23 protein-coding genes are annotated in these 25,939 nt (G+C 54.8%); 9 read left to right on the top strand and 14 right to left on the bottom strand.

Going from position 1 to position 25,939, the window contains the following annotated elements:
• Positions 1-149: 149 nt before the first annotated feature.
• The gene (locus N655_RS0114510; RefSeq protein ID WP_026443565.1) at positions 150-1,550 is read left to right on the top strand and encodes an NADP-dependent isocitrate dehydrogenase; all 1,401 of its coding nucleotides are present in this window, start codon (positions 150-152) and stop codon (positions 1,548-1,550) included.
• Positions 1,551-1,666: 116 nt separating this feature from the next.
• Entirely contained in the window at positions 1,667-2,593 is a 927-nt protein-coding gene (gene mdh / locus N655_RS0114505; RefSeq protein WP_026443564.1) for a malate dehydrogenase, read from the top strand.
• Between the two features lie 130 nt (positions 2,594-2,723).
• Here the strand turns inward: mdh and N655_RS0114495 are convergent, their stop codons facing one another.
• From N655_RS0114495 to N655_RS0114450, 10 genes are all read right to left on the bottom strand, one after another.
• Positions 2,724-2,984, bottom strand: coding sequence for a hypothetical protein (locus N655_RS0114495; protein ID WP_026443563.1), 261 nt, complete (start codon positions 2,982-2,984; stop codon positions 2,724-2,726).
• A 16-nt stretch (positions 2,985-3,000) separates the two neighbouring features.
• Complete coding sequence (locus tag N655_RS19220; RefSeq protein ID WP_049961456.1) at positions 3,001-3,246, bottom strand: putative signal transducing protein; 246 nt, start codon at positions 3,244-3,246, stop codon at positions 3,001-3,003.
• 14 nt (positions 3,247-3,260) lie between these two features.
• The gene (locus tag N655_RS0114485) at positions 3,261-4,259 is read right to left on the bottom strand and encodes an aldo/keto reductase (protein ID WP_026443562.1); all 999 of its coding nucleotides are present in this window, start codon (positions 4,257-4,259) and stop codon (positions 3,261-3,263) included.
• Positions 4,260-4,274: 15 nt separating this feature from the next.
• A complete protein-coding gene (locus tag N655_RS0114480) occupies positions 4,275-5,360 on the bottom strand; it encodes a glycosyl hydrolase family 18 protein (RefSeq protein WP_238324767.1) in 1,086 nt (361 codons plus the stop codon).
• A gap of 14 nt (positions 5,361-5,374) precedes the next feature.
• The gene (locus tag N655_RS0114475) at positions 5,375-8,866 is read right to left on the bottom strand and encodes a protease pro-enzyme activation domain-containing protein (RefSeq protein ID WP_026443560.1); all 3,492 of its coding nucleotides are present in this window, start codon (positions 8,864-8,866) and stop codon (positions 5,375-5,377) included.
• Positions 8,848-9,087: a hypothetical protein gene (locus tag N655_RS0114470; RefSeq protein ID WP_026443559.1), complete on the bottom strand. Its 240-nt coding sequence runs from the start codon at positions 9,085-9,087 to the stop codon at positions 8,848-8,850. Before N655_RS0114470 ends, N655_RS0114475 begins: the two co-directional genes overlap by 19 nt.
• A gap of 187 nt (positions 9,088-9,274) precedes the next feature.
• Positions 9,275-11,101 (bottom strand): acyl-CoA dehydrogenase FadE, encoded by a 1,827-nt coding sequence (locus N655_RS0114465; RefSeq protein ID WP_026443558.1) that lies wholly within the window; start codon positions 11,099-11,101, stop codon positions 9,275-9,277.
• 144 nt (positions 11,102-11,245) lie between these two features.
• Complete coding sequence (locus N655_RS0114460) at positions 11,246-12,430, bottom strand: acetyl-CoA C-acyltransferase (protein WP_026443557.1); 1,185 nt, start codon at positions 12,428-12,430, stop codon at positions 11,246-11,248.
• A gap of 8 nt (positions 12,431-12,438) precedes the next feature.
• The gene (locus N655_RS19215) at positions 12,439-12,915 is read right to left on the bottom strand and encodes a hypothetical protein (protein WP_026443556.1); all 477 of its coding nucleotides are present in this window, start codon (positions 12,913-12,915) and stop codon (positions 12,439-12,441) included.
• Positions 12,916-13,091: 176 nt separating this feature from the next.
• On the bottom strand, positions 13,092-15,530 hold the full coding sequence (locus N655_RS0114450; protein WP_044934765.1) for a 3-hydroxyacyl-CoA dehydrogenase/enoyl-CoA hydratase family protein: 2,439 nt from the start codon (positions 15,528-15,530) through the stop codon (positions 13,092-13,094).
• A gap of 126 nt (positions 15,531-15,656) precedes the next feature.
• On the opposite strand from N655_RS0114450, the gene N655_RS0114445 reads away from it, so the two are divergent.
• The 3 genes from N655_RS0114445 to glmU are packed head-to-tail and all read left to right on the top strand — an operon-like array spanning position 15,657 to position 20,162.
• A complete protein-coding gene (locus N655_RS0114445; protein ID WP_049961455.1) occupies positions 15,657-17,186 on the top strand; it encodes a M16 family metallopeptidase in 1,530 nt (509 codons plus the stop codon).
• A 44-nt stretch (positions 17,187-17,230) separates the two neighbouring features.
• Complete coding sequence (locus N655_RS19210) at positions 17,231-18,748, top strand: M16 family metallopeptidase (RefSeq protein ID WP_049961543.1); 1,518 nt, start codon at positions 17,231-17,233, stop codon at positions 18,746-18,748.
• 1 nt (position 18,749) lies between these two features.
• Positions 18,750-20,162, top strand: coding sequence for a bifunctional UDP-N-acetylglucosamine diphosphorylase/glucosamine-1-phosphate N-acetyltransferase GlmU (gene glmU / locus N655_RS0114435; protein WP_026443553.1), 1,413 nt, complete (start codon positions 18,750-18,752; stop codon positions 20,160-20,162).
• A gap of 20 nt (positions 20,163-20,182) precedes the next feature.
• Here the strand turns inward: glmU and N655_RS0114430 are convergent, their stop codons facing one another.
• Both N655_RS0114430 and N655_RS0114425 read right to left on the bottom strand, forming a co-directional pair.
• Complete coding sequence (locus tag N655_RS0114430) at positions 20,183-21,250, bottom strand: cobalamin-independent methionine synthase II family protein (RefSeq protein WP_026443552.1); 1,068 nt, start codon at positions 21,248-21,250, stop codon at positions 20,183-20,185.
• A gap of 43 nt (positions 21,251-21,293) precedes the next feature.
• Complete coding sequence (locus tag N655_RS0114425) at positions 21,294-21,842, bottom strand: RNA polymerase sigma factor (protein ID WP_026443551.1); 549 nt, start codon at positions 21,840-21,842, stop codon at positions 21,294-21,296.
• Positions 21,843-22,211: 369 nt separating this feature from the next.
• Between N655_RS0114425 and N655_RS0114420 the strand changes: the two genes are divergently transcribed.
• Both N655_RS0114420 and N655_RS0114415 read left to right on the top strand, forming a co-directional pair.
• Positions 22,212-23,309, top strand: a complete 1,098-nt coding sequence (locus tag N655_RS0114420; RefSeq protein WP_026443550.1) for a response regulator — start codon at positions 22,212-22,214, stop codon at positions 23,307-23,309.
• Between the two features lie 27 nt (positions 23,310-23,336).
• On the top strand, positions 23,337-23,618 hold the full coding sequence (locus N655_RS0114415; protein ID WP_026443549.1) for a 4a-hydroxytetrahydrobiopterin dehydratase: 282 nt from the start codon (positions 23,337-23,339) through the stop codon (positions 23,616-23,618).
• A 15-nt stretch (positions 23,619-23,633) separates the two neighbouring features.
• Here the strand turns inward: N655_RS0114415 and N655_RS0114410 are convergent, their stop codons facing one another.
• Positions 23,634-23,831 carry a hypothetical protein gene (locus tag N655_RS0114410; protein WP_026443548.1) on the bottom strand — a complete coding sequence of 66 codons (198 nt, stop codon included), beginning with the start codon at positions 23,829-23,831 and terminating at the stop codon, positions 23,634-23,636.
• 399 nt (positions 23,832-24,230) lie between these two features.
• Between N655_RS0114410 and N655_RS0114405 the strand changes: the two genes are divergently transcribed.
• Together N655_RS0114405 and tmk are read left to right on the top strand one after the other, a co-directional pair.
• Positions 24,231-24,677, top strand: coding sequence for a CYCXC family (seleno)protein (locus N655_RS0114405; RefSeq protein WP_026443547.1), 447 nt, complete (start codon positions 24,231-24,233; stop codon positions 24,675-24,677).
• A 9-nt stretch (positions 24,678-24,686) separates the two neighbouring features.
• Positions 24,687-25,334 carry a dTMP kinase gene (tmk, locus tag N655_RS0114400; protein ID WP_026443546.1) on the top strand — a complete coding sequence of 216 codons (648 nt, stop codon included), beginning with the start codon at positions 24,687-24,689 and terminating at the stop codon, positions 25,332-25,334.
• Here the strand turns inward: tmk and N655_RS0114395 are convergent.
• Positions 25,331-25,873 (bottom strand): NUDIX domain-containing protein, encoded by a 543-nt coding sequence (locus N655_RS0114395; protein ID WP_026443545.1) that lies wholly within the window; start codon positions 25,871-25,873, stop codon positions 25,331-25,333. The genes tmk and N655_RS0114395 overlap by 4 nt on opposite strands.
• Positions 25,874-25,939 lie beyond the last annotated feature (66 nt).

Below are 25,939 nucleotides of genomic sequence, written 5' to 3'. Positions count from 1 at the left end.
GCTGTATTCGAACAAACCTGCCTGCAAGGACCACATTCTTCATCTATCTGGCGCTCCATTGCCACTCGTATTCTGTGAATGATAGCCTCAAAAGTGGATCATCCTTTGCAGTCCTCATTCTTTCATTGTGCTTGGAGACAGCCACAAAAATGCAGACGACATATAACGGCAAGTCTTTGCCGCAGGACGGAAAACCGATTGAATACGTAAATGGAAAGTATCAGGTCCCCGACCACCCGATCATTCCTTTTATTGAAGGTGATGGGACCGGGCGCGACATCTGGCGCGCTTCGCAGCGTGTTTTTGATGCGGCGGTCGAGAAAGCCTATGGCGGCAAGCGATCAGTAAAGTGGTTTGAGATTTATGCAGGAGAGAAGGCCTTTCGCGAATTTAATACCTGGCTGCCGGATGATACGGTGAATGCCGCGCGCGACCTGCGCGTCTCCATTAAGGGCCCTCTGACGACTCCGGTGGGCGGAGGCATCCGCTCGTTGAACGTTGCACTGCGGCAGATTCTCGACTTGTATGCCTGCGTGCGCCCGGTGAAGTATTACCAAGGTGTGCCCAGCCCGGTGAAGCATCCAGAAAAGCTGGACGTCGTCATCTTCCGCGAGAACACGGAGGATGTCTATGCTGGGGTTGAGTTTAAAGAAGGAAGTGCAGAGGCCAAAAAGCTGATTGACTTCCTGAATCATGAAATGCTCAAGGGCGGCAAAAAGAAGGTCCGCGAAGATTCCGGCGTAGGCATTAAACCGATTTCGATTACCGGGACCAAGCGCCTGGTGCGGTTTGCCATCCGATATGCAATCGAGAACCAGCGCAAGTCAGTCACACTGGTGCACAAGGGCAATATTCAAAAGTTTACCGAAGGCGCCTTCCGTGAGTGGGGATACGAAGTCGCGATCCAGGAGTTCCGCGACGCGGTGGTGACGGAGCGTGAGAGCTGGATTCTGGGGAACCTGGAAGCGAACCCGAACCTCACGGTAGAGCAGAACGCAGCCCTGATTGAACCTGGACTTGAGTTTGGCTCCGAAGAGTTCCGCAAAAACCTTTACGCGGAGGTAAAAAGCGTACTCGACTCCATTGGCAAGTCGCATGGCAATGGAGAGTGGAAAAAGAAGATTCTGATCAACGACCGCATTGCTGACTCGATCTTTCAGCAGGTCATCATTCGCCCCGATGAATATAGCGTGCTGGCCTGCCCGAATCTGAATGGTGATTACATCTCAGACGCTTGCGCGGCGCAGGTCGGGGGCCTGGGTATCGCCCCGGGGGCCAATATTGGGGACGGCTACGCCGTCTTTGAAGCCACGCACGGAACGGCCCCGAAATATGCCGATAAGGACGTGATCAACCCCGGTTCGGTCATGCTTTCTGGCGTAATGCTCTTTGAATTCCTGGGCTGGCATGAGGCGGCAAAACTGATTGAATCTTCGATGGAAAAAACCATCCAGCAGAAATATGTTACTTACGACTTTGAACGCCAGATGGAAGGTGCAACCAAGGTCAAAACCAGCGAGTTTGCAACACGCATGATTGAGAACATGTAAGAGGGAATGGATGACCTTGCCTTTTCAAAAGACACGGCTCTGACCATACCATTCAGCCAATGTTTTGAGGCCTTTTGGGCCTCCTGAGGTTTTTAGGAAATCATCAAGGAGAAGTAATGCGTAAAAAGGTAACGATCGTAGGCGCCGGAAATGTAGGCGCGACAGCGGCCCATTGGATCGCCTCTAAAGAGCTGGCCGACGTAGTCCTGATTGATGTTGTGGAAGGAATTCCGCAGGGTAAGGGCCTCGATTTGCTCGAAGCCATGCCGATTGAGAAGCGGGACTGTCACATCATCGGCACCAATGATTACGCCGACACGGCAAATTCTGACATTGTCGTCATTACAGCCGGTATTCCGCGCAAGCCGGGAATGAGCCGGGATGACTTGCTGCAAACCAATTACAAGATTATGTCCGACGTTGTCGGCAAAGTTACCGCAGTTTCTCCAAACTGCATTCTGATTGTTGTCTCCAACCCTCTGGATGCCATGGCCCAGGCTGCTTTCAAACAGTCAAAATTCAACCGCGAGCGCGTCATCGGCATGGCTGGAGTGCTGGATTCTGCCCGGTTCCGTACCTTTATTGCGGAAGAGCTGAAGGTCTCGGTTGAGAATGTAACGGCCTTTGTACTGGGTGGTCATGGAGATACGATGGTCCCTCTTCCCAGATATTCAACCGTTGCTGGAATTCCGATTACAGAACTAATTGAAAAATCGAGGCTTGAAGCTCTCGTGCAGCGTACACGCGACGGCGGCGCCGAAATTGTGAAGTATCTGAAAACAGGAAGCGCATACTATGCGCCGTCGGCAGCCACAGTTGAGATGGTCGAAGCCATCTTGAAGGACAAAAAGAAGATCCTTCCATGCGCTGCCTATCTTCAGGGCGAATATGGCATCAACGGCCTGTATGTAGGGGTCCCTTGCAAACTAGGTGCACGCGGCCTAGAGCAGATTCTTGAAATCAAGCTGACTGAGGAAGAGTCTGCGGCATTAAAGAAAAGCGCAGAAGCCGTCCGCGAGTTGTGTGCGGTGATTGGCGTTTAAGAAAGTGTGCAGGATCGCATGGGCGTTTTCATTGCGAAAAAACGCCCATGCGACGGGAATGCCTACATGGCGGAAGTGTATGAATTTAAGTTTACATAATATACATTATCAGACATAACATGCTCTGAGATTATCTTGCTGGATTCTGCTCCAGCACCTGCATCACGGACTGCACCAGTTCTTTGGCTCCGTTGATGTCTCGCATAATCGTCTGGAGGTCCAGTGCTGGTTTGGCCGGATTTCTGCTGGAAGCACAGTAGATACCATGCTGGCCAACGAGGACCAGCGCATCTGTCAGCGCATCCAGCGTGACCGCCAGACGGCCCCGCGCGACGCCCATCATGAACTCGTACTTCTCCAGGTCGTCGCGTCTGTCATGGAAAACTGACATGTAAAGTCCCCATTCGTTAAGTAATGTCGGGTTCTGAAACGTTGGCTGTACCGGAAGATGCCCCGGGATCGGCCAGAATGGCGCGGGCATCGGCCTCATCTTCAGACTTGACCTGAAGTTGCAGCGGGCCTAGTCCCGGTTCCAGGATTCGGGCATTTTCTCCGGAGAGGAATGTTTCGATGCCAGCAGATTCGAGCCTGAGTTTGGCCATCTCTGCCTCCAGCGGCTCAGTAAATGTTGCGACCGTGATGATTGAATCCATATCCAATGCTCCATCTATGCCTGAATGTCAGACTTGAGGAAGGCCTCAATTTGCTCGGCTTCTTCTTGACTCAGATTGAAGCTGGCGGCCGGCAGGACCCCTGCGATCTGGTCAGGGCGCCGCGCTCCGACAATGGCAGCCGTGATCGCAGGATGACGGAGGGTCCAGGCAATTGCAACAACTCCAGGCTCTACACCATGTCTGTTTCCAATTTCGCGTAAAAGCTCCACGAGCTGAAGATTGCGCGTGAGTCTGGGTTCGTTAAAGTTCGGACTGCGCTTTCTCCAGTCATCGGCCGGCAGGCTGGCAATGCGTTCCCGAGTCATCTTTCCGGTCAAAAGGCCTGAGACCATCGGCGAATAATTGATGACGCCGATGTTGTTCTTTTGACAGAACGGCAGGATCTCCGTCTCCACGGTGCGGTTCAATAAGGAATACGGTGGCTGGAGCGAGGTGACAGGAGCAATTTTCTGCACGCGCTTGATCTGCTCGACATTGAAATTCGACACACCGATATAGCGAACTTTGCCCTGCTTTTTAAAGCGCGCCAGTGTCTCCCAGCCCTCTTCAATTTCTCCTTCAGGGTTGGGCCAGTGAATTTGATACAGGTCAATCGCCTCGACCTGAAGACGGCGCAGAGAGTTGTCCAGCTCTTCCTGCAAGGAGGAGGCCTTCAGGCTGCGATAGATTTTTCTCTCTGCGTCCCAGCGCATGGAACATTTGGTGAAAATGTAGGGCTTTTTACTGACCCGTTTTACCGCCTGTGCCACGACCTCTTCAGAGTGACCCAGGCCGTAGACGGCGGCCGTATCAATCCAGTTAAGGCCGCTTTCGATGGCACGTTCGATGGTTTGAATGGATTCCTGATCATCCTGGGGTCCCCAGGCGAACTCCCAGTTCCCTCCTCCGATGGCCCATGCTCCAAAGCCAATGCGGGTAAGATGGAGGTCAGAATTGCCAAGCTGCCGCGTCTCTAGATGTGTAGCGATGGTCATGCCTGTATGGATGCGCATTCTCCTCGAGGGGCTTCACGGATGACTCGGTAAAGCGTTCCAGATGGACGGATCTTCCTGTCCAAGCACCCAGGAGCAGAATCCCTGGAGCCCACGCTGCTTTACCAGGTCATAGCGTTCACGGAAGGTACGCTCATCGGTGAAAAAGATCCATTCACGCATATCATCCCGATAAAACCATGTCCATGCAGTGCGATCCACGGGGTCCCATTCCACCTTACCACCATAGGCCCGCGCGAGGTCGAGTGCGTCCTGTCCGCCAATATATTCTGCGCTGGGATTTGGCTTATCATTTTGCGGCGGTCCGGCGAACCAGTGATAACCGTAAAGGGGGATGCCAAGAGAGAGCTTTTCTTTGGGAACAACTTTCAGTGCGTCATCCAGATTTTCGACGGTCCAGCCCCATCCGCCTACCGGCCCGGGCGCTGTCCAGCGCGTATGCTGGTCATAGGTCATCAGGCAGATCAGGTCTACAGATTTGGCCAAGGCCGCAAGGTCATAAGCACCCCGCCAGTTGGCATAGAGCCAGGCGGAAAACGCACTTTGCCCCGGTCTTCCGGGGGCATTCGGTACTGTCGCAATGGAAAGCCTGAGCCCTTCGTTGTGCAGTGCCTGAGCAGCCTCAGCCACTGCCTGACTCAGTGTGTCCCGGTCTGTCCAGGCAATATTTTCAAAGTCGAACTGAAAGCCAGAATAACCATTCTGCTTGCAGGCCGCTATCAATTGCTCAACCATGCGCCGCCAGGCAGCCGGAGTTGTGATGAGCCGATGAAACGGCTCCTGCCTGAAACCAGAGCTGGCAACAATAGGCATTACTTCAATGTGGTGCTGCTTTGCCGCAGAAAGCACGGCTGGATCAGGGCCTCCGGAGACCAGACCATCCGCATCGACCTCATACCAGGCCGGCACCAGGATATCAATCTTATTTTGATGAGCATAAAAGGAACGCACACCATCGGCACTTCGCGTGAGGTAAAAGAGGGCCTTTGGCTGCTGGGCCTGAAGTACAGAGGAAAGAGCCAGGACTGCCAGGGACAGAAGCATCTTCTTCATGGTGTAACGATACCATGCATGGTAGAGGAAAAGGCCGCGCTTTTGCACGCGGCCTTCTCCATCTACTGCACAGTGACATTCACCGTTGTGCTCGCGGTAATGCTGCCTGAAGTACCGGTCACGGTGAATGTATAGGTTCCAGCGGTCGTTCCTGGATTGCCGCCTCCGCCGCCACCGCCGCCATTACTGCTTCCGCCACAGCCCAGGACAGAGGAGAGGACGACAGCAAACAGGACCAGTCCGAGTAGATTCTTCCAGCTACGCCGTCTTGCGGGGACCACCAGAAGTACAACAAATGCCAAAGCTGTTGCGCCGGCGCTCCGGAAGAAACGGTCGAGCGGATAGCTCAAGGAGCTTGTTGCAGCGGTCGTTGTCACCGTCAAGGTAGCAGTTCCTGCCGCGCTGCTGCTAATAACGACTGGAGAGTTGATGCTGCATGAGGGCAGGTCCGTCGCACCTGAGGGACTGGATGTTAGTGAGCAGGACAACGCCACGTTTCCGGTGAAGCCATTCGCAGGAGTGATAGTGATGGTCCCGCTACCAGACTGCCCTGGGCTGGCGATCGTAATTCCGCCGGACGGCCCGGACAGACCAAAACTGGCGCTGCCTGAGCCGCCACCTGTCACGGTAACACTTGCAGTCCCGCCAGAGCCGGCGTAGTTCGTGTCTCCGCTGTAAGTGGCCGTAATGGTGTTTGTGCCAGAAGTAAGCTGGCTCCCGTTGACCGTGAAGCTGGCAACGGCAGCAACGGTATTATTAGCAAATCCTGTTTTTGAGAAATTGGCCGTTCCCAGGGTGGTACTGCCTGCAGTAAATGTTACCGAACCTGTCGGAAACTCGCCGATGCTGTCGGTGTTGACCTCTGCGGTCAACGTTACGGTGCCGGACGCAGAAATCGTTGCGCTTGTCGGTGTTACTGCGACGCTTGTGTTGCCTTTTGTCACAGTAAATGTGACCGGTCCGCCATTGCTTGCTTTAAAGCTGGCATCGCCGGAATAGTTCGTAGTGATGCTGTAATTGCCTGGAGGTAGCGATGCGCTCTGCGAGTAAACATTGTTATAAGAAGCAAATCCATTGGAATTGATCTTCTCGGTTGCAATCTGCACGTTGTTATTCAGAAAAACAATGCTACCGGTAGCGTATCCATTGGTATTTCCGATGTTACTGCAAGAAGGGGCGTTTCCGCTGGTCCCGTAAGGCTGCGCGTTCAGCAACATATAGCTGCCATAGGGAACAGGTGAGCTTATGGGGTTTCCAGTGAGAGCGTCATAAACATTGGCGCAGAGCAGAGTCGCGCTGTTTTCAGGACTGATGGTCACTTGTATCTGGTTTGAAGTACTGGCCGCGGTGTTCTTATCTCCACCGTAGTACGCATATACCTTATAGGTACCACCGGGCAAAGTATTTGTAGAACCCGTAGCAGATCCATTCTGCAAGGTCAGCAGGCCAATCGCATCACTGTTGTAAGTGTTGGAGTTTGTTTCATTCGCATTGGTGTTGATGCTCACGTCTCCGCTGGCACTTCCGGGATTTACAGAAACGCCAAAGTATAGATTGGTGCCGTGGGTGACATTGATGGTTGGCGATGTACTCAACGAACCAGAACTGGTGCCCATTTGCAGCGTCGTGCTGCTGGAAGCGAAGGATGCCTTGGTCCAGTTGGCCACGAGTTGAGAAACATCCACGCTACCCAGGCCGCTGGCCGCATCGTAACCTACTGCGGCATTGTAGCCAGTAAGAAAGTTGTTGCTGCCGCAATTTGGGCTGCCGGTTTTGCAATAGACCGAGTTATTTCCAGCGCTTACATCATGGAAGATACTGCTGTATAGTCCAGCCTGAGAAGCAAGATTGTACAAGACATAATCAGCTTGTCCAAGCCGCGCTCCTCCCTGGGACTGTGCAACCAGTGCAAGCATACCGGCAAATGCAGGCGCTGCAGCGGAAGTGCCCCCGACTCCGTAGAATGTGCTGCTTTGCGTGAGTTGCCCATTGCTCAACTGGCAGTCCGCACCAGAGCCGGAATTTGTGATGGAACTGTCGGCGCAAACCAACCAGAGTGCTCCATAAAGGCCATCGGCAGCAAGAAATGAAACATCAGGAAGTGTGCGTGCGTTGAAAGTGAAATTCAGCGTGGAGGAGAGTCCCGTCTGGAAAGATGGTACCGGATAGCCACCAGAGCATTGAGGTGTATTGTTCTGGGTCGTAATGCTGCTGCAATTGCTCGGGCCGCCTCCGCCGCCAACAATGTTTGTATTTCCATTGCTGTCAGTTAAAGGCGAATTCATGGTGTAGCCACCAGTGTTTGTCTTGGTGGAATCATTCCAGGGGTTTTCCGGGATATAGTTGAGTGCCGTGCGGTAATAGTTTGAAGCGCTGTTTGTAGAACTGACGTAGGTGCTAAAGGAGCTGCTCAGGACGTCATAGTCGGTACCACCAACAGCAATGTTATAAGGAGTCGAGGCAAGTCCGTTGACAGCCAGACCATACTGGGCTTGGGTCTCAGTGTTCTCATTGTCGCAGCCAGCCGATCCGTTGTCCCCGCTGGAGACGGTGACCGTAATCCCTTGGGCTGCCGCCTGCTCCCAAGCGTTCAAAATCTGCTGGTTCCCGGACGATCCCTGGTTGTATTCACAAGCTCCAAAACTGACATTGAGGATACTGATCTGGTTGTCATCCAGGGCGCGATAAATTGCGAGAAAAAGCCCTGACTGAAGGTCGGTATCGCCTGAAGTGTAGAAATTGATCGTCGCTCCGGGAGCAATTCCCCCTGCAACTTCCAGATCGAGTAATGCCTCGATGGCGTCCCCATTCACGCCAGGATCATTTCCATCCACGATCACATTCGGCACATTGGTGCTGTAGGTTGAAGGAAGAAAGGCCGCCCGATAATTTGCAACGTCCTGGGCGTTGATATTGGAATCCCCGGCGATCCCAATCGTTACACCTGATCCATCGTAACTTTTCCCTCCTAAAAGCTTGGAGTTGTAGTTTCCATTCAGCTGTGAATTGGGCGTGTCATAAACTGTTGCAGCATCTGCCGGAGCCATAAACAGGTAGTCATTCCCAGAGCTGTCTGTAAGGGTGAGGTCCGGCACAATGCGCTTGCTTTCCGCATCATAGTGGGCCTTTGCCTTGAGAATCGCGCCAGGTTTGGGATGAAAATCATTCAGTGGGCCCACCCCTGCCACAACGGGCGCAAGCGCCGCAGGAATCTGCGGGTCCGTGGCATTGGCAAAATGTGTTTCGCCGTTCACAACATACTTATGGATCGAGGTGTGAAATGCCTGTTCGAGCTGGGCCACATTTCCTGAAAAAATGACCACGTTGCGGGCCTGCGGTACTTTGTCGATTGTGAATCCCTGAGACTGCAGCCATGCCGTGACCGTATTCAGGTCCGCATCGCTGACTCCGAAACGCTGCCCATATTGCGCTGGGGTAAGCCACTTGTGGTAGTTGGGCGATGACGGGTCCTGCACCTCGCTCAGAAACTGCTTCAGCGCAATCTCTTGTGCGGAGCTATGCTTCAGAAGCAGCATCAGGCGACCGGTGGGCATGGCTTCCGGGCCGCTGCCCGGTCAAACCGTGCCTGGGCCAGAGGATGCACATTGTGCTGCAGGGTGACCCGCTGGTCCGGATTGATCGGTTGTGTAATGCGGTTGGGTACGATTGCGTCAGATTGGTTCTGAGCAAAGGCCCAGGCAGTGAAGACAAAAAGTCCGGCGGCTACCGCTACCAGACACGAAAGAGCGCGTCCACGTAAATATTGGTCGAACATGGCCATCCTGTAAAGTGCGTAAACAATCGATTCGGGTAGAAGTTCCAGTGCAACGGAACAGCACCGCCTGAAGACAAGTTGGGGGGAAGCGGCTTGTCACTACGCGATTGCAAGCGTAACTCCGTGTGTTAGATTAAACCGCATTTTGACACAGGAAGTTGTTGGGGGTGAATTTTTTTTTGTCATACTACAACGGATATCTTCCTGCTTCGATGGCGTATCTGGACAAAGTCCGGCCCGTTTCCACTGCATTTGCCGGCTCATGCTTCAGCAGGCGGCGCAGGATGGCCAGCTGTGTCCGCAGCAGATCCCCTTCAGAAACTGCCGCGATCAGGCGACGCGCAGCAGCTTCGATTGTCTGGATGGCATGTGCTGCATAGTATCGGGTGCAGAGGGTCCCTAAAGGCGAGCTGTTCTTTCTGGCGCGCAGAAGTGCTGACTCAAGGGCGTAAACTTCTATCAGCATGTCGGCCAGATCGGCCATGATCTCCTGCTGGTCGGCCAGGGTGTTCATGTATTTCTGGCTTGCGCTTCCAGCGCAGAAGAGTGCGATTTTTTTGGCGTTGGCCAGGAGTGCTGCTTCGCGCGCAAGTGCATCGCCGGCAGACTCATCGAAATTCAAAGCAGGCGGAGACATCACCTCATCCATGATTTGCTTGATCGCCGGAAGCAGAGCAAGCTGGCCCGTCATGGCCCGCTTCATCAAAAATCCGGTAATGATGAGCCGGTTGATCTCATTTGTCCCCTCAAAAATACGGTTGATCCGCGAATCGCGATAGGCCCGCTCTGCCGGATACTCCTCGACATATCCATACCCGGCATAGATCTGGACGACGTGGTCCACGACCGCATCCAGCATCTCTGAGCCCCACACCTTCAGGATGGAGCACTCCACGGCGTATTCTTCAATACGCTTTTGAATTTCACGCGAATTGCGCTTCTGGTCTTCTGGAATGGCTGCCAGCGCCGCATCAATCATGCCGACCGTACGATAGGCCATGCTTTCGCCGACAAAAATGCGCGCCGTGCAATCGGCGATCTTCTGCTGAATCAGCCCGAAATCAGCAATGGACTTGCCGAAGGCCTTGCGCTCTTTTGCGTATTTGATTCCATGGGCAAGCGATGTGCGAGCGCCGCCGACACATGCGGCGCCCAGTTTGAAGCGGCCAATGTTCAGAATGTTAAATGCGATGTGATGGCCCTTCCCTGCCTCGCCCAGCAGATTTTCCACCGGGACCTTGCAGTCAGAAAGGACCAGCGGGCAGGTGGACGATCCACGAATGCCAAGCTTGTGCTCTTCGGCCCCAACGGTCAACCCCGGTGTGTTGCGTTCAATCAGAAACGCTGAAAACTTTGCGGACCTTTCCCGGGCCTGGGGGTCGGGATCTGTGGTATCGGCGATTTTTGCAAAAACAGTAAACAGGTCGGCAAAACCAGCGTTGGTAATCCACATCTTTTCACCGTTCAGGATGTAATGGCGGCCGTCCTCAGAGAGAACAGCACGCGTGCGGATATTCATCGCATCCGATCCGGAAGACGCCTCAGAGAGTGCATAGGCGGCGATCCATTCACCGGTCGCCAGCTTTGGCAGATACTTTTCTCTCTGCGCATCGGTCCCATACCAGACGATCGGCAGAGTGCCGATCCCCACGTGCGCGCTGAAGGCAACCGAAAAGCTGGCAAGCATGGACATGCGGTCTGCAATGATGGCCGAGGTCACCTTGTCCATGGCCAGGCCCCCGTACTCTTCAGGAACATCTACGGCCATCAGGCCCAGATCTCCGGCCTTCTTGAGCAGGGCGCGCGTCACATCAAAGTTTTTGGCTTCAATTTCCTCAGCCGCAGCGAGTACCTCATTGACCGCAAACTGCGCAGCCGTTTCCGCTATCTGGCGTTGTTCGTCAGAAAAGTCTTCAGGGGTAAAGATTTCTGCAGGCAGACGGTCTTCGATGAGAAAGCTGCCTCCGGCCGGGGCCTGAACGGAAGCGGACGTGGGATGGGAAACAGTTGCCATAAGGAAAGCTCCGGTTTTTGCTCAACGAAGCATCTTACGCTTGTTTGATGAAATTTGTGTGCGGCCTTTGGGGGCCTTCCGGTCTGAAAGCCCAGGCTCCCTTTGCTTGCTGCCGCCAAGTGTCGGCTTCAAAAGAAGGAAAACCTATTCCAGGTTCTCAAACACTCCGGCAGCCCCCATGCCTCCGCCCACACACATCGTCACCAGTCCATAGCGCAGTTTGCGGCGTTTCATTTCATGCAGAAGCGTCGCCGTCAGCTTGGCCCCGGTGCAGCCCAGAGGATGTCCCAGCGCAATGGCACCCCCGTTTACATTGACCTTTTCCGGATCGAGCCCTGCTTGCTGGATGACTGCCAGCGATTGGGCTGCAAAGGCCTCGTTCAGTTCAATGAGGTCGATCTGGTCCAGCGACAATCCGGCCAGCTTCAACGCCTTCGGAATTGCGAAGACCGGGCCGAGGCCCATCTCTTCAGGCAGGCATCCGGCCGTAGCGAAGCTGACGAAGCGGGCCAGCGGCTTGAGTCCCAGGGCATGTGCGCGCTCGGCGGACATCACGATGACGGCCGCAGCGCCGTCCGATGTCTGCGATGAGTTCCCCGCCGTCACCGTCCCGTTGGCGTGGAAGGCGGGCCGGAGCTTTGCCAGGGCTTCCAGGGAGGTGTCTGCTCGCGGACCCTCATCGGTTGTGAATTCGATGGTCTTCCGTTCAGGCTTTGCCGGATTCTGCGTCGGCAAAACATACGTAACTGTTACAGGAACAATTTCTTCGACAAACTTGTCTGACTGGATTGCCGCCAGCGCCTTTTGATGGCTGCTTAGAGAAAATGCGTCTGCCTGCTCGCGTGTGATCCCATATTTTGCTGCAACACGCTCTGCGGTCAGTCCCATGGAAAGATAGCTGTCTGCATAATGCTCCATGAGCCAGGGATTCGCGCTCACTTTATTGCCGCCCATCGGCACCATACTCATGGACTCCGTTCCTCCGGCAATCATCACCTCGGCCGACCCGGTACGGACCCGGTCTGCCGCTATGGCAATGGCCTGAAGTCCGGAGGAGCAGAACCGATTGATCGTCATGGCCGACGCTTCTACAGGAAGCCCGGTGCGCAGACTGGCAATGCGGGCGACGTTCATTCCCTGCTCGGCCTCAGGCATGGCGCAACCCAGGACCACGTCCTCAATTTGCTTCGCATCCAGGGCGGCGACTTTTTCCATCGCACCTCTGATGGCAACCGCCGCCAGCTCATCGGGCCGCGTCGAGGAGAGTGTTCCCTTCGGTGCTTTTCCTACGGCTGTGCGCACTGCGCTGACAATCACCGCATCTCTCATGCTTCACCTCAGTTATTGCCTTCGAGCGTTAGCCAGTTTCCGGCCCTGTAATAGTGGATGACTGACGACCGCCCGACAAAATCATCTTCAATGCCATCATGTTCAAACGGCCCATGCTGATGCACTCCGGGTGTATGTGCCATGCCGTCAGCCGGGATGGCCGTGATGCCCCATGCCGACCCCATCTCGCTTGCTGGGGTGTCTGCACCCATGCGCTCGGTCAGACCATGCGTCGCCAACCGGAAGGGCCTGTCCGGAGCGCTGGAAAAGAATGCAAACAGATCGATGATTGCGTCATGGGCACATAGCACTGCCCAGTCTTCGCTTCCCTTCTTCTCAAAGGAGCCATGAATGACATTTTCCGGATGGTGCGCCTCAAAGGTCTGCGGCACCATGCATTGCATCTCGTTGAGCTGCGCGGCAATCTTCTGGGGCAACGCCGGAAAAGAGGCAGGCGGCAACAAACGGACAGTGTAACGGCGCATCCCCTGCGCGGTCGGGATTTGACCAGTCAGGTCCTGCTCTGAAGTCTGCGCAGAAACAAAGGCCGACAACAAGCAGAGGACCAGGAAGGCCGGTCGGAGAGCAAACAGGGGCTGCGTCCTTCGACCTTGCCTTCGGCAATCACTTCGATCAGGATGATTCGGTATCTTTCCCATCTTTAATTTCGCAGTGGTTTTCCTGTCTTTAAAGTGAATGCAATCCGTTCCTGCGTCCGGCGCTCGCCACACAAGGAAAGGAAGGCCTCACGTTCGAGGTCCAGAAAATATTGTTCGGTCACCATGCTTCCCGGAGTGAGGTTTCCTCCACACATGACGCGAATGAGATGGTGTGCAATGATGACATCATAATCGCTGATGAATTCTGCCTGACGCATCAGGTGTACGCCGAGCTTCAACGTCGCGCCCACCTGTTCACCCGGGACGGGGACTTTCATCGGCTGTGCGGGAGGAGCGTATCCGGATTCGGCCAGATAAACCGCAGTCTCACGCGCATCGAGCAACAGGCGATCACGATTGACGGTAATCTTGTCAGATGCCTGGAGCAGGTCAAGCCTGCGCGCTTCAGCGGCGGAGGTAGAAACCCTGGCCATTGCAATGGTTTCAAAGCGCTTCTTGAGTGCTTCCTGATACTCCGCAGAAAAAGCAAATCTTCTGGGATCATTCTCGGGACAGATTCCTGAACTCTGCGCTGCGGCCTCGACCGCATGCAGCACCATCTCTTTCGTACCGCCCCCGGCGGGAATGAGGCCGACCCCGGTTTCCACCAGCCCCATGTAAAGCTCTGCATGAGGCTGGCGCGCCGCGCCATGCAAGGAAATTTCCACCCCGCCGCCCAGACATAAATGAAAAGGCGCCACGACCACCGGTCGCGGGCAAAACTTGATGGCGGAGGTCATGCGCTGGAAGGCGCGGACGGCCAGGTCTACCTCGTCCCATTCCCCTTCCTGCATGGCGAGCAGCAACTGCATCAGGTTTGCGCCGACGGAAAAATCAGAGGCGTCACCAGTGATGACGAAGCCCCGAAAATTCCGCACCGGCCCGCTGTCGGAATGCAGCACCTGGGTCACCAGAGAGACGATGTCGTCTCCAATTGCGTTTTTCTTCGAATGCAGCTCGATGCAGGCGATGCCCTCACCAATGTCCACCAGAGAAGCGCCCGCATTGCTGCGAATGACGCCGTTTGCGCGCTTGATGGCTGCGACGCTGGCAATTCCCTCAGGCACAGGAACAGTCTGATAACTGTGTGTGGCAAGGTCGAACTCCGCGTCTTTGCTGTACCAGCTTGTTTTACCTGAGGCAAGCAGATCCCAAGCCTGTTGACTCACATGCTCGCCGCGAGACTTCAACTTTTCACAGGATTCCGGCACGCCGACAGCGTCCCACATCTCAAATGGTCCAAGCTCCCAGTTGAATCCGGCACGCATGGCCCGGTCGATGGAAGCAAGATCATCGGCGATTTCAGGCCAGCAATCTGCGGCGTAGTTCCAGATGCGTGTCAAAAGAGTCCATTGAAAAAGGCTTCCCTTGTCTTTGCCTGGGCCGGGCGCAATCAAAAGACGCAGGCGCTCCGGCAGGGTCTCAGCGTTCTTTGCCATTTCCAGCGCAGGAAATTTCGGCCTTTGTGCCGGGCGATATTCCAGTGTTTTCCAGTCCAGAGCCAGCCGGTTGTTTCTGGGGTCCGGCGCATCCGGAAGCTTTTTGTAAAAACCCTGGCCGGTTTTGTCTCCGAGCCACTTTCGCTCCAGCATCACCTCCAGAAAATCGGGCAGCTTTGCTGCAGCCGCATCTTCTGACTTTATTCTGGAAAAGTTCTTCGCCACGTGTGCGAGCACATCAATGCCTACCATGTCAGCAAGGCGAAAGGTCCCAGTGCGCGGCCAACCAATCGCTGAACCTGTCAGCGCATCCACTTCCTCGATGGTCAGGTCGAGCTGCTGCATCAGTTCTATGGCTGTCAGCATGGCAAAGACGCCGATGCGGTTTGCGATGAAGTTTGGCGTGTCGCGGGCGTAAACAATGGCCTTGCCCAATCTGCGGTCGGCAAAGGAAGCGATGGCGGCCACAGCCTGAGGGTCCGCTTCCGGCGTCTGGATGATTTCGAGCAGCCGCATATAGCGCGGTGGATTGAAGAAGTGCGTCCCGAACCAGCGCCGCCGGAACTCCGATGGCATTTTTGCAGCAATCGAGGCCACCGGAAGACCACTGGTATTGGTGGTCACAATGGACGCCGGCCCCAGGTAGGGGGCAATTCTTGTCAGCAATGCCTGTTTAATCTCAAGGTCTTCCGTAACTGCTTCAATAATCCAGTCGCAGGTTGTCAGGTGCGGCAGATCATCCTCAAAATTTCCTGGTGTAATCAGATTTGCGTTTGTCGCGTCAAAAAACGCTGCAGGTTTCCCTTTCAGCAACGACTGCACGGCCTGCGTGGCGACGCGGTCCCGGCTGCCAGCGTCTGCACCTTCCGGAACAATATCCAGCAACAGCACGGGGACGCCGGCATTGGCCAGATGCGCAGCGATACGCGATCCCATGGTGCCCGCACCGAGTACAGCACAGCGGCGGAAGAGGGGAGGAGAGGAGGCGTTGGCTGTCTTCATTTGAATGCTCCCGGAGTACGGCGCAGAATACTAAGGGCGTTCCTTGCGGGTCAAGTTTGACACGCTATCGGCCTACAGGTAGCGTCAAAATAGTTTCAGCAGCAGAATTTTTACATAAGAGGCCGCATGAGATTCTCTTCCGCCGTCCGTTTGCTTGCCCTCTTCTGGTGTGCAACACTTGCAGCCTTTGCGCAGGACCTGGCCAGCTTTGAAAAGCGCGTCACGACGAAGGTCCTGCCCAACGGCCTGACGATCGTTCTCTGCCAGCGCCCAGAGGCACCGGTGTTTTCCTACTTCACGATTGTGGATGCAGGAAGTGCGAATGATCCCGGGGGAGAGTCCGGACTGGCGCATATGTTTGAGCATCTGGCCTTCAAAGGCACAAAAGACATTGGCACCACAGATTACGCAGCGGAAAAGGTCGCGCTGGATAAAGTGGAAAAGGCCTATGCCGCTTACGATACTGAGTCACTCAAACGAGTCGGGCGCGATCCGGAGAAGCTGAAGCAGCTCCATGCCGCCTTTGAGCAGGCTGTAGCTGAGGCGCAGAAGTATGTCATTCCCAATCAGTTCACAGAAATCGCGGAAGAAAATGGCGCAGTCGGCCTTAATGCTGAGACCAGCCTGGACGCCACGCAGTATTTCTGGAGTATGCCTTCAAACCGCCTCCAGCTGTGGGCGTATCTGGAAAGCGACCGCATCGCCAACCCGGTTCCGCGGGAGTTTTATAAGGAGCGAGACGTCGTCATGGAAGAGCGACGGATGAGGGTGGATTCCAGCCCCATTGGCCGGATGGTGGAACAGTTTCTTGCCACGGCATATATGGCGCACCCGTATCGCCGTCCCGGAGTGGGCTGGGCCAGCGAGCTGAGCCACATTACAGCAACGGAGGCGGATGCCTTCCACAAAGAGTATTATGTGCCTTCTAACATTGTGATCGCCGTGGTAGGAGATGTGGACCCGGCCCAGGCCATGCCCGTGCTGGAAAAGTATTTCGGGGCCATCCCGGCCGGCCCTAAGCCGCCAGAGATGACCACCGTTGAGCCCCCCCAGACCGCTGAAAAGTCTGTGGTTATCCAGGAACCGACACAGCCGCTTTATCTTGAGGGATATCACAGGCCTGACTACCGTGATCCAGACGACGCTGTCTATGACGCCATCCAGGACATCTTTTCCAACGGACGCACCTCCCGTTTATACCGCAGCCTGGTACGGGACCAGAAGATTGCGGTGGAAGCAGAAGGATTCAGCGGGTTTCCTGGGGACAAATATCCGGGCCTTTTCGCGTTTTTTGCTGTCCCCGCCCCAGGGCATACCCCTCAGGAAATGAGGACCGCAATCCACAAAGAAATTGACAGGCTGAAAACCACCGATGTTTCCGATGAAGAGCTCGCCATGTTTAAGACCCGCGCCCGCGCGGACATCCTGCGCGGACTGGCTGATAATCAAGGACTGGCTGAACAACTGGCTACCTATCAACTGCGCTACGGCGACTGGCGAGAGTTATTCAATCAGCTGAAGCGCATTGATGCGGTGAGTAAGGCGGACATCCGGCGCGTAGCCAATAAAACATTTGTGCCCACCAACAGGACATACACGATGGTTGAATTTCATGCCCCTGAACAGGCCCGGCAAACCAAGGGAGGTGCGCAGTGACTGAGATTTGCCCTTCCTTCATTTCCCTCTCCGAGCAGAAGAAGATGACTTACCATCCGGGGTCCGGCAAGTTTGGACACCGCGTCTTCGGCGCAGTGCAGTTTCTCCTTGTAGCGATGCTCTTTCTGGTTCCCTGCCTTGCCCCCGCGCAGCAGGCACAGCCCTGGAAACAGATTCCCATTCCCCCGCTGCATCCATTTCATCCGCAGCAACCGAAGCGCATTCCATTGCCCAATGGCATGGTCATTCTTCTTCAGGAAGACCACGAGCTGCCATTGATCAACGGCTTTATTGAGATACGCGGCGGATCACGGGATGAAGCAGCCACCAAGGCCGGCCTGGTGGGGCTTTACGCGGATGCATGGCGCACCAGCGGAACAGCCACGCACAACGGCGACCAACTGGATGACCTTCTGGAAGCGCGCGCGGCCAAAGTGGAGACCGGAGGCGACATCGACTCTACTTCCCTTTCCTGGTCCTGCCTGACGAGGGATGAGGATTTCGTCTTTGGTGTCGTCTTAGACCTGCTGGAACACCCGGTCTTCCGCGAAGACAAACTTCAGCTGGCAAAACAGCAGGCCGCGGCCTCGATTGTTCGCCGCAACGATGATGCCGAAGGTATTGCTGCCCGCGAGGCGGCCAAGCTTGTCTATGGGCCAGACAGCCCCTACGCACGTCAGCCCGAGCTTGCAACCATCCAGGCGGTCACGCTGGATGATCTGAGGCAGTGGCACGACAAGACAGTTGTTGCCAGCAATATGGTTCTCGGGATTTCTGGTGATTTCAACACGGACGAAATGGAGAAGGTCCTGCGGCATGCCTTCGCGAACTTGCCCCGTGGCGAAGCCATACCCCCTGTGAAGGAAGAGTTCACCGGGCCAAAACCGGGCGTCTACTACGTGGACAAGAGCGACGTAAACCAGAGCAACGTTTTCATTGTTGGACTAGGCACGCAGCGGAACAATCCGGACTATTTTGCGCTTTCGGTGATGAACGAAATCTTCTCCGGCGGCTTTGGGTCGCGACTCTTTCAGGATGTGCGCACGAAGCTGGGACTTGCCTATGCGGTCGGAGGCAGTTATGGGTCCTCTTATGATCATCCCGGCATGTTCCGCGTGATCGCGGCAACAAAGAGCCAGACCACCGTGCAGGCGGCGGAGGCCATGCTCGATGAGGTCCGCGGCCTGAAGACCAGACCCTTTACCGAGGATGAGCTTCGCCGCGCCAAGGATGAGGTCCTGAACTCGTTTATTTTCAATTACGACACCAAAGACAAAGTGCTGGCAGAAGCAGCAAAGCTTGAATTTTATGGCTACCCGCCCGACTTTCTGGAACGCTATCGCGAAAACGTAGAAAAGGTAACGATTGCGGATTTGGAGCGTGTGTCCCGGAAGTATATCGATCCGTCCAGGCTGGCGGTGCTTGTCGTTGGTAACGAAAAGGAGTTTGGGACGCCATTGACTGCTCTTAACATGGGTACGCCACACCCGATTGATATCTCGATTCCTGGACTTCCGCCTCAGGAACCAAAAGTTGCTGGAAGTCCTGAAGGAGCGCAGTGAAATGCGAATCGCCATTGTGATTATGGCCGCGGGCAAAGGAACGCGGCTGAAATCAAAACGCGCCAAGGTACTGCACCAGATTGGCGGTAAGCCTCTGCTGGAACATGTCATCTCTGCTGCACGGCAGATTGTTCCTCCACAGGACATCTTCGTCATCGTTGGACATCAGGCCGGAGCAGTACAGGCCGAAATGGCGCACACGGGCGTAAATTTTGTCCTGCAGTCTGAACAACGCGGAACAGGGCACGCCATCCTTTGCGCCCGGCAGGCCGTGCATGGATACGAGCATATTCTGGTCCTTTCTGGCGATGTTCCGCTGCTCGAAGCACAAACTATCGCGCAGCTTCGCGATTTTCACATTGCCGAGCACGCTGCCATGACCATCCTGACAGCTGTACCCGAAAATCCCTTCGGGTACGGCCGTATTTTGCGCAAATCAGCCAACTCGCCGGAAGTTGCAGCAATCGTAGAACAAAAAGCGCTTACCTCGGCTCAGGAAAAAATCGGAGAAATCAATTCAGGAATTTATGCTTTCTCCACCAAGCCGCTTTTTGAGCACATTCAGGAATTGAGCACGAACAACGCGCACGGCGAATACTACCTTACCGACATGGCCCGCATTTTGGTTGAAGAGGGCGAACGGGTCATCGCACTTCAGGCCCCGTCAGCAACCCAGGTGCTTGGTGCGAATACGCTGGCCGAATTGGCCTCGCTTGATGCCGAGATACGACTCGCTACCGCGCGCAGGCTCATGGCCAGCGGCGTCACAATTTACCGTCCGGAAACCACCGTGCTGGATGCCGACGTTGAAGTTGCACCGGATACCATCATTGAGCCCTTTGTGCAGTTGCTGGGCCACACCAGGATTGGCGAAGGCTGCCGAATTCGTTCCTATTCGGTCATTGAAAACTCAACGCTTGAGAACCACGTGCTCGTGCGGCAGGGGTGCGTCATCCTCGATTCCCATGTTCGCGCAGGTGCACTGATTGGCCCCTACGCCCATCTGCGGCCAGGCAGTGAAATCGGCGAAGAGGCCCACATCGGAAACTTTGTTGAGACCAAGAAGGTCCGTTTAGGTAAAGGCTCCAAGGCCAACCATCTTACTTATCTTGGCGATGCGGAAATCGGGAGCGGCGTCAACATCGGTGCTGGCACCATCACCTGTAACTACGATGGCACCAGCAAGCACCGCACTTTGATTGAAGATGGTGTTTTTGTGGGCAGTGATTCCACGCTGGTGGCCCCCATTGTCATCGGACGTGGAGCTTACATCGCAGCCGCGTCCTGTATTACTGAGGATGTCCCGGAAGATGCTTTGGCCCTGGGCAGGGCGCGACAGACCACCAAACCCGGATGGGTAAGCGCACACCGCGGCACTCGCCAACCGGCTAAAGACGCTGTGAAAGGAAGTTAGGCCGCGCAACGCAAAGCCCTTCACCTCAGCCCGAGTCTCTGCGCTGCCATCGCCGTACCTTCTACCCGGGAACGGACCTTGGCAAAGGCAATGTCTCGTGCTGTAGATGTGTCATCCGCAAAGGGCGAAAATCCGCAATCGTCGGTGGAGCCCAGCTGGTCTGCCGGAATCCAGGAGGCCGCTTCAAGCAGGCTGGCACAGACTTCTTCCGGCGTTTCGATTCGGGAACAGATAGGACTTGTCACTCCGATCAGGACAAGATGGTCTTTTCCCATGCACTGCCGAATTTGCTGAAAGATTTCTTTGCGGTTGGGCTCGCTGGTCATCTGGAGATAAAACCGGCCGGCTTTCAGTTGAAACAGCTCGGGCAAAAGCCCCTCATAGTCCACGTCTGCCGAATGTGTGGAGTCCTGGTCGCCTCCGGCGCAGGAATGAATGCCGATTCTCTTCCTCTCTTCATCCGTGAACTGTTCCAGTACCCGATTGTTGAGATGGATGAAGTTTCTCAGCAGAGAGCCGGAAGGATCAAGCTTGAGAGACAACCGCGCCTCAGTAAAATCGATCTGGACAACCTGTGCTCCGGCTGCAAAGGCCGAGCGGATGTCTCGTACCGCTTCCTCGACCAGGTCCAGGAGAAAAGCATCCTGCGAATATCCCGGTATCCCATCCGGAGGATAGAGAAGACTGAGAGCCGATGCCGCAATCACCGCCTGTTTAAGCGGCCGGAAGGTGTAGGGTTTCGCCTGCTCGACAAACGTCCCGGAATATTTTGTATAACGGAAAGGCCCCGCAGTCAGACGGGGAAGGCGCCTTGTGTGTCCATCAGCAAAAGGAACCAGAACCCCATCGGGAGCAAGATGGGCTGCACCATCGAGTGGGTAGGTGAGAAAGCTGGATTTCCGCTGCTCGCCATCGGTAATGATAGGAGATCCGGTCTCTTCAAACCTCTTTAGCGTGTCGATGACTGCCTCTTCCAGTGCCTGGTCCAGAGACTCCTGCGGGATGGCTCCGCGTTGAAACTCCAGCAGAGCTTGAAGAAGCTTTTGGGGGCGTGGAATGCTTCCGATTGGTTCGGTAGGTAGGGTCATGGCCGAGAGTGTAAGCCTCTTGCCTGCCCGGCACAATCCATCGTTAGGTGGAACCTTCCCGGGATGCACCCGATTGCATTCCTGCCAATACCCTGCGTAACCGGATTTTCGCCGAAATCAGAATGCGGCAGATTTGCGCCGGCGGGAGCTGCATTAGGCCGGAAATCTCTTCGAGAGGATAGCCCTCAACGTCTTTTAACAGAAAAGCCAGCCTCTCCATGCCCGGCAAATGCTGGAGGGCGATCTCAAGTTCGGTACGCTTTACGTTTTTCTGAAGGCGCTGTTCACTCTGCTCCTCTGCGGGCAGTGGCGTGGAGACTTCATCCGGGCAGTGCAACTGGGCCATGAGTGCCTTATCAATACACTCGCGGTCTGGGTGCGGATGCTTCTGAAAAGCGGTGACAAATGTCTGGGTCAAAATCTCTTCGGCCAGGGCCTCGTTCCCGGTCATGTAAAAGGCCAAAGAAAAAACGCGGTGACGGTGGCTGTCATAAATGTCCCGCTGTACCTGCTCCTTTTGCTGTTTCTCCGCGCGAACGGCGGCTATGGCAGTTCTGCTCTGGGGGGAAAATCCACCGAATTCAGTCGTCACGTACTGTCCTTGTAAGGAGATTGCGTCCAGAGATAAGAACGGATTGCTCTCCCATTGTGGCAGATAGGATGCACCGTGAGGAAATTTCAGTTGTCATCTCAAAGAATAGGCCATAAGATTTTTGAGTTGTGTGCTTTTTTGTCGTTCAGTACCTCCTCTGGAAAGAGTCAGCGTCTTCGAGCAACCCTGCAGGCATCCCCCCTGGCGTCGGCACATTTCTCTCAGGGGAGAAAGAGCAGTGCAACTTTCCCTTCGTTTGAAACACAAAAACACAAATGGAAATGTATGAGAAAAAGCTGAATTGTTTTCTGTACGAAGAGAAACACGGGCTTACATTTTCAATGTATAAGAGATTACATAAATTTTTCTATGGCTTCCGAAAGAATACTGGTAGTGGATACAGAGCAGAGAGGAAGAGCCATGATTGCATCTGCTTTGGAGAGTGCAGGTTACTACACGATAACCGCAAGCACCCGTCAGGAAGCGATCCGCCGTTTCAAGGAGGATCCTCCCTACGAGATTGTGTTGGTAGACCTCATGGGAGGCGCTCCCGGAATTGAACTGCTTGAGATCATTTCCCGGGCCCAGCCAGATGTCCCTGTATTGATTACCGCCAGCCAGGACCACGCCAAGGAAGCCATCCATGCCCTGCGCAAAGGGGCTTTTGACTGCTTGCTGAAGCCCATTGAAATCAATACTTTGCTGTCGGCTGTCGGTGAAGCGATTCATCATAAACGCCACATGCAGCAGTCCTATCTTCTTCAACCGAACCTGGAGCAGGTGATCGCAACCAGGACCGAGATGCTGCGCCGCGCCGTCTCCGACCTTGAGCGTTCCTACGACATTACGCTTGAAGCCCTGGGAGACGCTCTGGACCTGAAAGACACAGAGACGGAGGGGCATTCCAAGCGGGTCACCGCCTATACCGTTGCCTTGGCCCGCGCTATGGGGCTGGCGCCCTCTGAGATCCGCATCATTGCCCGTGGGGCCTTTCTGCATGACATTGGGAAAATGGCCATTCCTGATGCCATTCTGCTGAAACCTGGCAAGCTGACAATGGATGAGCAGTCCCTGATGCGCGAACATTGTGTTCGTGGCTATCAAATTCTCTCCAAGATCCCTTATCTCAGGGAGGCGGCCGAGATTGTCTACACCCATCAGGAGCGGTATGACGGAAGCGGTTATCCTCGTGGCCTGAAAGGCAATGAGATTCCTCTGGGATCGCGTATTTTTGCTGTTGCCGATACTCTGGATGCCATTACTTCCGACCGTCCCTATCGCAGGGCGCAAAGTATTGAAATCGCCCGTAGAGAGATCCAGCGCTGCTCAGGAACACAGTTCGATCCCCGCGTTGTTGAGCTTTATGCAAGTATGCCGGACCGTCTCTGGATGGAACTTCGCCGCGAAATCAGCCAGCATCCGCGGTTTACCTCTGTAGCTCTCAGTTCTCCGGAACTTCGATTCTGAATCTTATGATTGTGGATGGAGGTACCCATGACGCGATTGCAACCGGACCAGATCAAGGAGAAGCTGGAACATCTGCAAGGCTGGCGGTTACAAGGACAAGAGATTGTCCGGGACTTTTCGTTTGAGAACTTTGTTGAGGCCATGAAGTTTGTGAATACGGTTGCACAACAGGCCGAGGCAGCAGGACATCATCCGGACATCGATATCCGCTATAACAAAGTCCGTCTGGCGCTGACTTCACACGATGCGGGCGGGCTGACAGACAAGGATTTCAGCCTGGCAGCAGCCATCAATCAATCCTCTACATAAAATGAAATTGCGGATTCAATAAATCACGTTTTCATCCGCTTTTTGGGATTGCGGTTGGCCCTCTTTTTGTTTTTCCTGCATCTTCGCCAGAGTTCTTCGATTCCAAAGGGCGACCGCGACTCCTCCGAAGACCGCCGAGCCTAAAAGCCACAAGCCTGCTCGAATGCGAGATTTTTTGGAATCAAGATCTTTGTTTTCAATCGCTTGGACCATAGATGCTTCTGGTAGTTTCCGGACCATTTTAAGGATATAGTGACACGAAACCCATTTCGAGTTGCACGAACCCATGAAAAAAGCTTTTTTGCTTTAAAAAAGCTTGCATCAGGCTGCGGCATCCAGTACACTACAGGAAATTGAAGAAGACGTACGGGATATCATAGAAATTCTCAAACAGAAGAAACTTTTTCTGAGAGTTGGCGTCTAAGGTAGTAGAAGCAAATGCTGGTCGATGAGCGAAGCTCTCCCGGCAGCGTAAGTTTAGTAAGTTTACAAGTTGCGTCACTGGCCTCCCGGCACGGACAAAGCATCGTTCGTGCCGTCTTTTTTTCTTCAGGCTGTCCTTCTTCTGTCTCCTATTGATTTGGTATCGTCTAAAAGACAAGAGAAGATCCTATGAGACGTGTCCTTCTGGCCCTTGCCGCCTGTCTGATGACCATTGTCGGCTATGCACAATGGTCAAACCCAGCTGATGATATTCCTGCATACCACACTGCCCCGCCTGCCAAAGGTGAAGCGCTTCCTCCGATACTGACTCCAGAACAGCTGCCGGCGGAGTACTCCCAGTTTGCCTGGCAGAAAGAGGTCTACAGAGAGGCGGCGCGGATTCCTCGCGTCCTGTATCAGCTTCCCTGCTATTGTCGTTGCGACAAGGCGTTGGGTCACAGCAGCCTGCATAGCTGTTTTGAGGGCACGCATGGCGCGATCTGCTCAACCTGCGCCAAAGAAGGCGCATATGCCTATCAGATGACGAAGATGGGAAAAACTCCCAGACAAATCCGCGACGGCATTGAGCGCAAGGACTACGAGACGGTTGACCTTTACCATCTTGGCGGCATGTAAGCTTGAGGTATGAGGCGCGGCTTCTTTCTCAGCTTTGAGGGACTGGACGGGTCCGGCAAGACAACTCAGATTCGCAAGCTGACCGCCCAGTTGGAAAGCCGCGGTCATAAAGTTACAGTGGTACGGCAGCCCGGCGGTACTCGGATTGGAGACCGTATCCGTCAGATTCTTCTTGATTCCCGAACGGACGGTCTTGCTCCATTGGCTGAGCTGGGACTGATGTTTTCCGATCGCGCCCAGGCGATAGCAGAAGTCATACTACCTGCGCTGGGTGCAGGGCAGATTGTGATCTGCGACCGATACACGGACTCGACGGAGGCTTATCAGGGAGGTGGCCGCCAGCTCGGCAGCAAGGTCATCCTTCAGCTCCATGAGCTAATGTGCGGTGGTCTTCAACCCGACCTGACCATTCTGCTGATGCCCGACTTTGCAAAATCGCTTCACCGCGCGCGCCGGCGCAATGAGCGGAATGCCCGTGCGGGAAATGACGAAGGCCGCTTTGAGCAAGAGGCCGAGGATTTCTATCGGCGCGTCTATGAAAAGTACCGTGAAATTGCTCTCCGGGACACGGGCAGGGTGGCAGTGATTGAAGGAGATGATGGAATCGAAGATGTCCATCATCAGATTTTGCGCATTGTTGAAGACCGGCTGCGCTAAGCCTGGTGCTTCTCTTTCCAGATCTTGTACAGCCCCCAGGCCGCAAGGGTACAGCTATCGCGAATGGAACCATCCAGCAGCATCTGCTCAAATTCTGCGATCGTGAAGGCGTGCGTTGTCAGATCGTGCTCCTCTGGGTCGAAGTCAGTCCCGACATGTTTGAGTCCGCGGGCCAGAAAAACATGCTGTTTCTGGTTTGCGAAACCATAGGCAATGTACATCATGCCAAGATAGGTCATCTCTTCGGCGTCGAATCCTGTCTCTTCGCGCAACTCTCCGCGGGCCAGCTCCTCAGGGTCTACGTCGGGGGTCTCCCAGCCACCCTGCGGCAGCTCCAGGCAATGTTCCTGCACGGTATAGCGATACTGGCCGACCAGATAAATGCGATCGCCGTCAATGGGGACAATGACGGCGCAATCGTCTTTGTCCACAACGCCGTAAATGCCATGCGTGCCATTGCTGCGCTCAATCTCGTCTTCGCGGAAACGAAGCCATGCATTGCGGTAAACTTCACGGCTGCTGAGTGTCTTGATGCTCATAGGTCTCCACCTGTATTCTGCCATGCAAGGATGAAAACCAGGTATCTGGACCAACACAGGACATAT

This window comes from Pseudacidobacterium ailaaui (genome assembly GCF_000688455.1).
Taxonomy (GTDB): Bacteria; Acidobacteriota; Terriglobia; order Terriglobales; family Acidobacteriaceae; genus Pseudacidobacterium; species Pseudacidobacterium ailaaui.
This window is presented reverse-complemented; position numbering and strand designations above follow the sequence as displayed.

Bases quoted from the DNA above. Each gene is read 5' to 3' on its own strand.
- N655_RS0114460 (WP_026443557.1), bottom strand. From the start codon at position 12,430: ATGAGAGATGCGGTGATTGTCAGCGCAGTGCGCACAGCCGTAGGAAAA.
- N655_RS0114420 (WP_026443550.1), top strand. From the start codon at position 22,212: ATGGCTTCCGAAAGAATACTGGTAGTGGATACAGAGCAGAGAGGAAGA.
- N655_RS0114465 (WP_026443558.1), bottom strand. From the start codon at position 11,101: ATGGCAACTGTTTCCCATCCCACGTCCGCTTCCGTTCAGGCCCCGGCC.
- N655_RS19215 (WP_026443556.1), bottom strand. From the start codon at position 12,915: ATGCGCCGTTACACTGTCCGTTTGTTGCCGCCTGCCTCTTTTCCGGCG.
- mdh (WP_026443564.1), top strand. From the start codon at position 1,667: ATGCGTAAAAAGGTAACGATCGTAGGCGCCGGAAATGTAGGCGCGACA.
- N655_RS0114395 (WP_026443545.1), bottom strand. From the start codon at position 25,873: ATGAGCATCAAGACACTCAGCAGCCGTGAAGTTTACCGCAATGCATGG.
- N655_RS0114430 (WP_026443552.1), bottom strand. From the start codon at position 21,250: ATGACCCTACCTACCGAACCAATCGGAAGCATTCCACGCCCCCAAAAG.
- N655_RS0114470 (WP_026443559.1), bottom strand. From the start codon at position 9,087: ATGTTCGACCAATATTTACGTGGACGCGCTCTTTCGTGTCTGGTAGCG.
- N655_RS0114450 (WP_044934765.1), bottom strand. From the start codon at position 15,530: ATGAAGACAGCCAACGCCTCCTCTCCTCCCCTCTTCCGCCGCTGTGCT.
- N655_RS0114510 (WP_026443565.1), top strand. From the start codon at position 150: ATGCAGACGACATATAACGGCAAGTCTTTGCCGCAGGACGGAAAACCG.
- tmk (WP_026443546.1), top strand. From the start codon at position 24,687: ATGAGGCGCGGCTTCTTTCTCAGCTTTGAGGGACTGGACGGGTCCGGC.
- N655_RS0114495 (WP_026443563.1), bottom strand. From the start codon at position 2,984: ATGTCAGTTTTCCATGACAGACGCGACGACCTGGAGAAGTACGAGTTC.
- N655_RS0114475 (WP_026443560.1), bottom strand. From the start codon at position 8,866: ATGCCCACCGGTCGCCTGATGCTGCTTCTGAAGCATAGCTCCGCACAA.
- N655_RS0114410 (WP_026443548.1), bottom strand. From the start codon at position 23,831: ATGGTCCAAGCGATTGAAAACAAAGATCTTGATTCCAAAAAATCTCGC.
- glmU (WP_026443553.1), top strand. From the start codon at position 18,750: ATGCGAATCGCCATTGTGATTATGGCCGCGGGCAAAGGAACGCGGCTG.
- N655_RS0114445 (WP_049961455.1), top strand. From the start codon at position 15,657: ATGAGATTCTCTTCCGCCGTCCGTTTGCTTGCCCTCTTCTGGTGTGCA.
- N655_RS19220 (WP_049961456.1), bottom strand. From the start codon at position 3,246: ATGGATTCAATCATCACGGTCGCAACATTTACTGAGCCGCTGGAGGCA.
- N655_RS0114485 (WP_026443562.1), bottom strand. From the start codon at position 4,259: ATGCGCATCCATACAGGCATGACCATCGCTACACATCTAGAGACGCGG.
- N655_RS19210 (WP_049961543.1), top strand. From the start codon at position 17,231: ATGACTTACCATCCGGGGTCCGGCAAGTTTGGACACCGCGTCTTCGGC.
- N655_RS0114405 (WP_026443547.1), top strand. From the start codon at position 24,231: ATGAGACGTGTCCTTCTGGCCCTTGCCGCCTGTCTGATGACCATTGTC.
- N655_RS0114415 (WP_026443549.1), top strand. From the start codon at position 23,337: ATGACGCGATTGCAACCGGACCAGATCAAGGAGAAGCTGGAACATCTG.